At 28.4% G+C, this 11,457-nt stretch carries 9 protein-coding genes; all 9 read left to right on the top strand.

Going from position 1 to position 11,457, the window contains the following annotated elements:
- Nucleotides 1-69: 69 nt before the first annotated feature.
- Nucleotides 70-675, top strand: a complete 606-nt coding sequence (locus ACZ5SO_RS06830) for a sugar transferase (protein ID WP_464627622.1) — start codon at nt 70-72, stop codon at nt 673-675.
- Nucleotides 676-687: 12 nt separating this feature from the next.
- Entirely contained in the window at nt 688-1,560 is an 873-nt protein-coding gene (locus ACZ5SO_RS06825) for an NAD-dependent epimerase/dehydratase family protein (RefSeq protein ID WP_464627621.1), read from the top strand.
- The gene (locus ACZ5SO_RS06820) at nt 1,553-2,647 is read left to right on the top strand and encodes a glycosyltransferase family 4 protein (protein ID WP_464627620.1); all 1,095 of its coding nucleotides are present in this window, start codon (nt 1,553-1,555) and stop codon (nt 2,645-2,647) included. The genes ACZ5SO_RS06825 and ACZ5SO_RS06820 overlap by 8 nt, the downstream gene beginning before the upstream one ends.
- Entirely contained in the window at nt 2,647-3,543 is an 897-nt protein-coding gene (locus tag ACZ5SO_RS06815; RefSeq protein ID WP_464627619.1) for an ATP-grasp fold amidoligase family protein, read from the top strand. Before ACZ5SO_RS06820 ends, ACZ5SO_RS06815 begins: the two co-directional genes overlap by 1 nt.
- Nucleotides 3,544-4,252: 709 nt before the next feature.
- Entirely contained in the window at nt 4,253-4,387 is a 135-nt protein-coding gene (locus ACZ5SO_RS06810; protein WP_464627618.1) for a hypothetical protein, read from the top strand.
- A gap of 25 nt (nt 4,388-4,412) precedes the next feature.
- Nucleotides 4,413-4,721: a hypothetical protein gene (locus tag ACZ5SO_RS06805; RefSeq protein ID WP_464627617.1), complete on the top strand. Its 309-nt coding sequence runs from the start codon at nt 4,413-4,415 to the stop codon at nt 4,719-4,721.
- 587 nt (nt 4,722-5,308) lie between these two features.
- A complete protein-coding gene (locus ACZ5SO_RS06800; protein WP_464627616.1) occupies nt 5,309-6,361 on the top strand; it encodes an NAD-dependent epimerase/dehydratase family protein in 1,053 nt (350 codons plus the stop codon).
- Nucleotides 6,358-7,587, top strand: a complete 1,230-nt coding sequence (locus tag ACZ5SO_RS06795; protein ID WP_464627615.1) for a nucleotide sugar dehydrogenase — start codon at nt 6,358-6,360, stop codon at nt 7,585-7,587. The genes ACZ5SO_RS06800 and ACZ5SO_RS06795 overlap by 4 nt, the downstream gene beginning before the upstream one ends.
- A gap of 2,816 nt (nt 7,588-10,403) precedes the next feature.
- Nucleotides 10,404-11,444, top strand: a complete 1,041-nt coding sequence (locus ACZ5SO_RS06790; protein ID WP_464627614.1) for a sugar-transfer associated ATP-grasp domain-containing protein — start codon at nt 10,404-10,406, stop codon at nt 11,442-11,444.
- The last annotated feature ends 13 nt before the right edge of the window (nt 11,445-11,457 follow it).

Raw genomic sequence — 11,457 nt, 5'->3', positions numbered from 1 at the left:
TAAATAAAATAAAAATAGAGATAAAAAAAACAAGATTAATAATAATATAAATACATATAAGGTGATAAAATGAAAATATATTTAGTAATAAAAAGATTAATAGATATAATCCTTTCATTATTAGGATTAATAATATTATCACCAGTATTTTTAATACTTATTATAGCAATAAAATTAGATTCTAAAGGACCTGTCCTTTTTAAACAGAAAAGAGTCAAAATACATAAAAAACATTTTAATATATTAAAGTTTAGAACAATGAGAATTGATACACCAAGTGATATACCAACACATATGTTAGAAAACCCAGATCAATGGATAACAAAAGTTGGTAAGTTTTTAAGAAAAACATCCCTTGATGAATTACCACAAATTATTAATATTTTAAAAGGTGATATGTCAATCATAGGACCTAGACCCGCACTTTGGAATCAGTATGATCTAATTGCAGAAAGAGATAAATATAGTGCAAATGATGTTCCTGTAGGTCTAACTGGTTGGGCACAAATAAACGGTAGAGATGAACTACCAATAGAAGTAAAAGCTAAACTTGATGGTGAATATACTAAAAAGATTAGCTTTATTTTTGATATGAAGTGTTTCTTTGGAACAATCTTCTCAGTAATAAAAACTGAAGGAGTTGTAGAAGGCGGAACAGGAACATTAAATAAATAGTAAAGTAAAATTATGAAAAAGATATTAATAACAGGTGCAAATAGCTATATAGGAACAAGTGTAGAAAAATGGTTGATGAAAGAACCAGAAAACTACCAAGTAGATACCCTAGATATGCAAGATGAAAACTGGAGAAATTATGATTTTTCCCCCTATGATACAGTATTTCATGTTGCGGGCATTGCTCATGTATCAACAAATCCTAAATTAAAAGATTTATACTATAAAGTAAATAGAGATTTAACAATTGAAACAGCTAAAAAAGCAAAAAAAGAAAATGTTAAACAATTTATCTTTATGAGTAGTATAATAGTTTATGGTGATAGCAGCGCTAAAGATAGAGTAATTACAAGAGATACAATTCCAACACCAAGTAACTTTTATGGGGATAGTAAATTACAAGCAGAAAAAGGAATAGAACCATTAAGAGATGATAACTTTAAAGTCGTAATACTAAGACCACCAATGATATATGGGCCTGGATCGAAAGGAAACTATCCAAGACTTTCAAAACTTGCACAAAAAACACCAATATTTCCAGATTTTCCAAATCAAAGAAGTATGTTATTTATAGATAACCTTTGTGAGTTTATAAAACTAATGATTGACAAAGAAGAAACAGGATTATTTTTTCCTCAAAATAAAGAATATGTATCAACAACAGAATTAGTAAGACAAATAGCAAAAGCATATAATCATAAAATAATTTATACTAAAATATTTAATCCATTGATTAGCTTAATGTTTAATTTGCAGACAGTAAAAAAAATGTTTGGAAATCTTATTTATGATAGAGATTTGAATGAGTCTTCTCTCTTAAATTATTCATTGATAGATTTTTGTAAATCTATTTACAATACAGAAAGAATAAACCCTAATGAATAAAAAAATTCTATTTTTAGTAAATCATGACATAGTAATATATAATTTCAGAAAAGAATTAGTTGAACGATTATTATTAGAAGGGTATGAAGTTTATATTTCTTCTCCCTATGGAGAAAGAATTGATGATTTAATGCAGATGGGATGTAATTATATCGAAACAACAGTTGATCGGCATGGAATAAATCCTATTAAAGATTTATTTCTTATAAAATTTTATAAGAAAATTATTAAACAAATAAAACCAAAAGTTGTATTAACATATACTATCAAACCAAATATTTATGGTGGTATCGCAGCAAAAAGGTATAATATTCCATATATTGCTAATATTACAGGATTAGGAACTGCTGTAGAAAAAAAAGGTATATTGCAAATTATCACAGTTTTAATGTACAAATATTCTTTTAAAAAAATTCAAACTGTATTTTTACAAAATCAAGAAAATATGGATTTTTTTAAAAAGAAAAATATTGCACAAGATAAACTTAAATTATTACCTGGTTCAGGAGTAAATTTAAAACATTTTCAGTTATTAGAATACCCCCCAGAGGATACGATAGAATTTGTATTTATCTCTCGAATAATGAAAGAAAAAGGTATAGATTTATATTTAGAAGCCGCCAAAATTATTACCACAAAATATCCCAATACAAAATTCCATGTCTGTGGGTTTTGTGAAGAGAATTATGAAAAAAAATTAAAAGAATATCAAGACGAAGGTTATATTATATATCATGGTATGGTTAGAGATATAAGAGAGATTTTAAAGTTTACTCATTGTACAATACACCCTTCATATTATCCTGAAGGTATTTCAAATGTTCTTCTTGAAAGTGCAGCCTGTGGAAGACCATTAATTACAACCGACAGAAGTGGATGCAGAGAAGTTGTAAAAACTGATATTAATGGATTTATTGTATACCCCATTAATGTTGTCAATCTGATACAAAAAATAGAAGTATTTTTAAATTTACATTACAAAGAGAAAATTGTAATGGGATACAATAGTAGAAAATATGTTGAACAAAATTTTGATAGGATAATTGTAGTAAATTCATACATTAAGGAAATAGAAGGAATAACTTAGTGGACTATAAAAAAATAATAAAAAATAGAAATGTAAGATTTAAAATATTACGACTTTTTGATTTTTTACCTGATAGAGTAATGCTTAAATTACAATATCGAATTAAATTGAATAGAAAACTGAATATAAACAATCCTAAAAGGTTTACCGAAAAATTGCAGTTATATAAAATGTATTACCGCAATGATATTTTACATGTTTGTGTTGATAAATATAAAGTTCGCAGTTTTGTTGAATCAAAAGGATTAAAAAATATTTTGCCCAATTTTTATGGATTGTTTGATAATGTTGATGAAATAGATTTCATGCGTCTTCCTAACAAATTTGTAATGAAATGCACAGATGGGGGGGGGGGGCTAAATGTAATGATTTGTAACGATAAATCAAAAATGAATATACAAAATACTAAAAAAATATTATTAGAATGGTTAAGTCATAATAAAATTTATGGTGGCCGGGAATGGGCTTATAATGGATTACAACCTAAGATAATAATTGAAGAATACTTAGAAGATGAGTCTTGCTCAAATGGAATATTTGATTATAAGTTTTTTTGTTTTAATGGGGTTCCATATTATATTGTTTTAGATGGTGACCGTTTTACAGGGCATAAAAGGAACTTTTATGATATTAATTGGAATAAAATTGAAGTTAGTAGTGATTGTCCAAATTTTGATAGAATAATCCCCAAACCAGAAGGTTTATCTGAAATGATTAGAGTTGCTAAGATTTTAGCAGTTGATTTTGATTTTGTACGAGTAGATTTATATTATGTTAACAAAAAAGTGTATTTTGGAGAATTAACTTTTTACCCTTGGAGTGGATATGTAAAATTTAATCCTGATTTTTTTGATTATGAATTAGGCTCTAAATTTAAAATAGAGAAAATATATTAATATAGTTATTAATTTATTAGTTAAAGTTAACATAATAATTAAATATTCGGTTTTAGATTAGAAAGTATATAATTATTTCTAAGGTGTTCTCTTGGAATAGTGGCAAAATAATTATGTAGGTTGTTGAGTAATGCTTATATTAATAAAGAATGGGATGTTTATATAGTTTAATTATTAAATTATAAAATAGATTATATTATCGATAAATGGATTAAAATAGAAGATTCATTAATTAAAACTTCTAATAAATTTTTTAATTTTAATTAAAAAAGCAAATTAAAAAGTTCATAACCGTAAAAGATATATGGAAAGATATTTCAATAGATTTTGATGATATGCCTATGATTAATTCTAAATGTAATAAAAAAGAATATACAAGGATAAAAAAGTGTGAAGATGGTTTTTTTTCTTATGTGTTTACTTAGGCTATTATTGTATTGGATTAGAACTTAGACTTAGAAAGAAAGGCTCAATATCTTTTGTTAAAAAGATATTTGATTCAGAAAAGCCTCAAAAATTATTGTGTAGATTTGATAGTGGTCATGATAGATTAGAGGCTATCAAGGTGCTTTAAAAAGGTGTAGAAGAAATGATAACCCAGAAGATTTATTAAACCAAAACATCTTTTGTGGCACACCTAGAAAAAAGGAATGTTGTTGATATTACATGCTTTTATTGTTTAGACAAAACGTATTATTTGAATACTATTATGGATCTATTTAATAGAGAAATAGTAGCGTTGAGAATTAGTGATAGTCCAAATAGTGAATTATGTGTAAATACATTATTAGATTTATCTAATAAATATGATTTAGATAGATGTATAATTCACTCTTGTTGCTGACACTAGCTATGTAAACAATAGTTATATGGATTTTTTGGAAAAGTTTAATGGTAGAATTAGTGTTTCTGTTGGAATTTTTTATGACAATGTAGCTGAAGAATCCCTAAATTATATAATAAAACCAGAGGCGTTTTATACAGAATTTGGGAAGAAGAACTTTAAAGATCGACAAGTTAGAGCTGAATTAGTTCGGGCAAAAATACGATGGTTTATTACCTTGTGTAATTATATTAGAAAGAAAAAAGGAATAAATTGGCAAACTATAATAGAAAGATTAGAGAAAAATCCTAGAGGAACTTTACCAATTAAATATAACCCAGAATTGACACTATAAGGAATAGTGCTAAAATACTTAAAACAGTACCTTACTATTTAGGAAGAAGTGGCTCTTAAAGTGTCAACTAAATTGGTTGCAAACTAGAAAAATAAATAGAAAAAATAAAATCTATACAACATAATAATTCGATTAAATAATGACTAAAATTAGTTAGATTTATTAATTATTATAATTTGTGCGGATTTAGATTTGTGTTAAAAAGAAAATTATAAATCTAATTATTAACCCATTTGTCTAGAATAAAAAATATTTTGTTGATTGATTTTTTTGTGTTGATGAAATTCCAATTACTATAATTCCTAGATTAAGAATTCAAATTAGAGATGTTGAAGCTTTAAAAAGTGAATTAATTAAAGAGAAATTAATAATAGATGGATTGAAAAAACTTTGAAATGATATTAATTATATTGAAGCTATTACAATTAATTGGTACGGAAAGTTTGGACGTTTTTATAAAACTTAATCTTCGCAAAGTATTACATTGAATCATCTATTTAGAAAAAACTAGTTATGAAATACTAAGCATAATGGTTATTTAGATTAATAAACAGTATTTTTTTACGGTGGATTTAAAAGGAACGAAAATGTTGAAAACAAATATTCAAATACAAGGGAAGACTGTTCTTGTAACTGGAACTGCAGGATTCATTGGTTTTTACCTAACAAAAGAATTGCTTTTAAAAGGTTGTAATGTTATAGGATTTGACTCTATGAATGACTACTATGATGTAAGCCTCAAAAAGTACAGAGTTTCTGAAATTAAAAAAATGAATAGACGGTTTATATTCATCAAAGGAAATCTTGCAAACAAAGAATTGTTAAACAAAGCATTTGTAGATTATAAACCAGAAGTGGTTGTGAACCTTGCGGCTCAGGCTGGAGTAAGATATAGCATTGATTATCCAGATGTTTACATAGAAAGCAACATTGTTGGCTTTTACAATATTCTTGAAGCTTGCAGAAATAATCCTGTTAAGCATTTAGTCTATGCTTCATCAAGTTCTGTTTATGGAGGAAACAAAAAATTCCCTTTTAGCACAGAGGATAAGGTAGATACGCCTGTTAGTTTGTACGCAGCAACAAAGAAGTCAAATGAGCTTTTGGCACATGCTTATTCTAAGCTTTACAACATACCTTCTACTGGGCTTAGATTTTTTACTGTCTATGGCCCTGCTGGTAGACCAGACATGGCTTACTTTGGTTTTACAAATAAGCTTATTAAAAATGAAACTATAAACATTTTTAACTATGGTAATTGTCAGAGAGACTTTACATATATAGACGACATTGTAGACGCCATTGTAAGAGTAATACAGTCTGCACCAGAAAAGATGAACGATGAATCTGGTATACCACTAACACCATACAGAATCTACAATATTGGTGGATCACATCCAGAGAACCTTTTGGACTTTGTACAGATTTTAAGTGAAGAACTAGTAAGGGCAGAGGTCCTTCCTAGCGATTTTGATTTTGAATCTCACAAGAAACTTGTTCCAATGCAACCTGGTGATGTTCCTGTAACATATGCGGATGTAAGTGCTCTTGAAAAAGATTTTGGATTTAAACCAGAAATAGATTTAAGAACCGGGCTTAGAAATTTTGCTCAGTGGTATAAGGAGTATTATAAAGTATGAAAATTGCTGTAGTTGGAATTGGATATGTTGGTATGTCTCTTGCTGTTCTTCTTTCACAGAAAAATGAAGTTTTAGCATGTGATATTATTCCTGAGAAAGTAGAAAAGATTAATAATAAAGTTAGTCCAATACAAGATAAAGAAATTGAAGAATACCTAGCAACAAAGTCGCTTAATCTATTAGCTACAACAGACCCACAAGAAGCATACAAATCTGCAGACTATGTAATTCTTGCTGTACCTACTAATTACGATAGTAAAAAGAATTTTTTTGATACTTCTTTTGTAGAAGATGCTATTGAAACAGTTCAGAATATTAACAGGGATGCAATAATTGTAATTAAGTCAACTATTCCAGTAGGTTATACAGAACGAATTAGAACTAAGTATGGAAAGAAAATAATCTTTTCCCCAGAATTTTTAAGAGAAAGCAAAGCGCTTTATGATAATCTTTATCCTTCAAGAATTATTGTTGGAACAGATAAAACTGATACAGAACTTACAAAAAAAGCAGAGAAATTTGCTGAACTTTTGAGAGAATCTGCACTTAAAGAAAATATTGAAATTCTTATTATGGGTTTTACTGAAGCCGAAGCAGTAAAGCTCTTTGCTAATACTTACCTAGCGTTGAGAGTATGTTATTTTAATGAACTAGACACTTATGCAGAAATGAAAGGGTTAAACACTGAAGAAATTATCAAAGGCGTTAGCTTAGATCCAAGAGTTGGGGATTTCTACAATAACCCATCATTTGGTTATGGCGGTTACTGTTTACCTAAAGATACAAAACAACTTCTTGCTAACTATCGAGATGTTCCACAGAACATGATGTCAGCAATTGTTGAAAGTAACAGAACAAGAAAAGATTTTATTTCAGATCGTGTTCTTGAGATTGCTGGGGCTTATGAAGCAAATGATAAATATGATGCTAGAAAAGAAAAAAAAGTTGTTATTGGTGTATACAGGCTTACTATGAAGTCAAATAGTGATAACTTTCGTCAGAGTTCTATTCAGGGAGTAATGAAAAGAATAAAGGCGAAGGGTGCAACAGTTATTATTTATGAACCTACGCTTGAGAATGGAAGTACATTCTTTGGTAGTTTGGTAGTAAATGATTTAGAATTGTTTAAGAATATGAGTCATGCCATAATTGCTAATAGATTCAGTGATGATCTTAGTGATATAGAAGAAAAAGTATATACAAGAGATTTGTTTGGAAGGGACTAAATTCTAGGAGAATGAAAAATGCCCAATGGAACAAATATTAGACTATTTGAAAAGAAAATTTGGAGAGAAAAACCCTCACTGCATTGTTATGTTCTTTAGTCTGTTACAGTAGTTTATTAAACAAATTTGATGAGAACTGTTAGAAAAAATATCAATTAAATAGAAAAAATTGTAGCTGAAAAAGTAAGTGTAAAATATCATATTGGTCTTTTCTATGGTAATACAGTATACCATCTTTGTGGTAAAATTTTAGGAGATAATTTTTATGGAAAGACAGCAATCAGTCATAAGCATGGGAGGAGAAATAGTCTGAAGTTCTGATATGAACTATGATGTACCCTTTAATTGTATTGTATACGAAGGCGGTGTCTCTGTTTTTATTAATACAGAATCAGATACCTAGAACATAGATTTTGTTTCTCTTGAAAAAATATTTGAAATGTATCTAGAAGTAAACCTTGAGGCATTGTTTAGTTTGGAAAATGTACTTGGATAGGAATAATTAAAACTGTTATTAATATTTTAAGTTTTATATGTGATAAATGTATGATTGGTGTAGCCCCGTGGTTGTAAATGAAAAGAGCCTATACTTAGAGTTTTCTAAAAGTAAAAGAAAGAATATATAATAGCTATTTCTAATAAAGGCTTCGAAAAGTCATTAGGTTTCTTGAATGAAGAGTGGCAGTATAGAAAAAATTTGCTGCTTGAATGATTTATCTAAGGAAAGAAAACAATAAGAGAAATTATATCACTTAAGAAAACTTTGAATGAAGTGAATATTTTAAACCTCAGAATGGGTTAGCGAAGTGAAATGAGAGTAGTTATCGTCGCGAATTAAGACATTGGTTTGTATAAATTCAGTACAGAATTTGTTCAAAGTCCTTAGAGAAGAATGAGGTGTATATTGCTATCTCTCAAGATGAATTTATCGAAGAGTTCAAAGCCATGGATGCAAATTCGTTGATACAGACTTTGATAGGCATATACAAACATAATAAAAGAGCTGCGTCTCATTTTTTTTATAAGAAAATCTTAAAAGAAGTTGATTTACATATTGTATTCACAAATACGGTTAAACTAATGCTTATGCTAGAATGTCTTAGACTTTTCTCAAAGTCCCGTATGTTGCTAATTTAACTGACTTTGGAATGTCAATTGGAAAAGGAGGTTTCCTGCAGATTGGTTCTTACTCACTCTATAAAATAAGACATCAAAAGGTTCTGAAGGTCTATTTTTAAATAAGGAGAACAGAGATATTATGTTGAATTGTAAAGTGGTAACTCCCCCCTAATATATGCTTCTTGGTTAAGGTGTTCACCTGAATAACTACAATGGTGAATGGTACCAAAATGGTGAAACTATTGATTTCGTATTTATTGCTCATATTATGAAAGAAAAAGGTATTGACCAATATTAAGATGACGCTAAAGTTATCAGATATAAATTCTTAAAATCGAGGTTTCATGTTTGTGGTTTTTGTGAGTTGTATATGAAGGGCTTCTAAAAGAATTTTATGAAAATGGTATGATTGTATATCCCGGTTTTGTGATAAATATGTTACAATTTATGAAATTGCAAGTAGCACTATTTATTTTACATATCATTTTGAAGCACTTTAAAAAGTCTTGCTTGAAAGTACGGCTATAGGATGTTCGATTATCATCATAAAAAGAAGTGTTGCCATGGAATTGTAAATAATGATGGTAATAATGGATAAATTGTTAACGAGAAGGGTTATAATGAATTGATTGAGAAATTCTTAGAGTTGAGTTTTGATGAACGATAACAAATGAGATTAGCAGTTAGCGATGAGGTTGAGCGAAAGTTTAATCGACAAATTGTTCTTGACATGTATCTCAAGGAAATAAATAAGAAGGCTTAATGGATCATGAAAAAATAATTAAATCGCGAGCAGTAAGAGCGACTTTTCTAGATGTTCTACGTTTTATTATAGATTTAATGATGTTGAGAATACAGTATAAAATTAAAACAGGACGTAAATTGAATCTTTATAATCCAAAGAGATTTACTGAAAAATTATGAAAGTACAAAATTAGTTATTAAAATCTTATGATTCCTAAATGTATTGATAAATACAAAGTAAAAGAATCTTTAAAAAAAGGTTTTGAAAGAATTTTGGTTCTGTTGATTGTACATTTTAATGATGTCTCATATATTAATTGTGACAAGTTACTTTAAAGCTTTGTACTAAAAATAAAAAATGTAGGTGGGGATTGTAATTGTTTGCCGAGAGAAATCAAATTTTGAAATTTATGAACTAAAAGAAAATTGTTATGCAAGACATTTAAACCCAAATCAGATGGTAGAGAATGGGGGTATTACGGATTAGAGCTTGGGGTAATAGTTGAGTAATTATTAGTAAATGATAATAATCCGCTGGCTTAGAACCAAAGTATACCGTCGTCGATGTTGATTGATATATTGGGTACAAAAGAAACTTTTACGATGCTAAGTTGAAGAATCTACATATCATTAGTGATTGGCCGATCTTAAATAGAGAAATTCATAAACCAGATAATTTTGAAGAAATGATTCGAATTGTAGTTAGATATTAAGAGGATTTTATAATTGTGAGTGTGGATCTTTAAAGTTGCTATAGACACTAGATAAATATATTTTGGAGAATTGACATTTTATCAGTGGATTGGATATGTTCAGTTTAATCCTATTGTTTCAGATTTTCTAATAGGAAGAAATTTTAAACTGAAAAAGGTGTAATTTGTATTATGATTAAAAATTTGTTTTTAAAACTTCAAGTTTTTGTATTGGGTTCATATGAATTTAATAGGCTCTTTGTGACTTACATTGTCGAATTTATTAACATTATAAAAAAGAGAAAATTAATAAAAACAGTGAGTTTTAATAATAATGAAAAAAAGGAAATTAAAGAGTTCTATAGAACTAATTATGGGAAATCTATACCGCTTTTTTGGCATAGGTTATATCAAAGCTATACTGGTAAATATAATGTAAACTATTTTCCAGAGATTTTATTTTCGACTAAAATCGAAAAAAAAATGAATCCATTTCATCCAATTTCAGGTCAATTTGGTGATAAAAACTTGTTACTCCAATTGTTTGGTAATGTTCAGGATATAGTTATTCCAAACACGTTGTTTTCTTGTGTAAATGGTGTTTGTCGTGACAACAACAACCGGATAATATCAAAAGAAAAATTGATTAAAGGAATGAATCAAATACAAGCTGTTATAAAGAAATCTATTGATTCTTCAAGTGGTCGAGATGTACTAATCATAAATTCAAAATGTGGAAGAGATACTATACTCAATACTAGTATTGAAACAATAGTCAATAAATTTGGTAATAATTTTGTAGTTCAAGAAATAATTAAACAAAATGAACAGCTATCGCATATTTATGCACATTCTTTGAATACATTTCGGGTTATTACATATATCCTTAATGGAATAATTCATGTATGTCCTATTTCTCTCAGGATTGGCCGTGGAGGTACAGACAGAGATAATATTCATTATGGTGGAATTTGTGTTGGTGTGGATGATACTGGTAGATTAAGAGATAAAGCATTTACTGAGTATGGAGAGAGATTTGAAGCACATCCAGATTCGGGTGTTGTATTTTCAAGTGTTCAGTTTGATTTTGTTATGCGAATGAAAACTATTGCGATTAAATTGCATTCTCACTTACCTTGGTTAGGGATAATATCTTGGGATTTTTCAGTAAATCAATCTAATGAAATGGTTTTGATTGAGATGAATACAACTGGACAATCTGCGTGGTTTCCACAAATGGTTAATGGTGAAGCATTATTTGGAAATAATACCATTGAGATATTACAATTGATTAAACATTAGTTGAGGATACTAT

The sequence above is a fragment of the Pleomorphochaeta naphthae genome (genome assembly GCF_055396005.1).
Note: the sequence above shows the minus strand (reverse complement) of the source record. Positions and strands in the feature narration are given on the sequence as shown.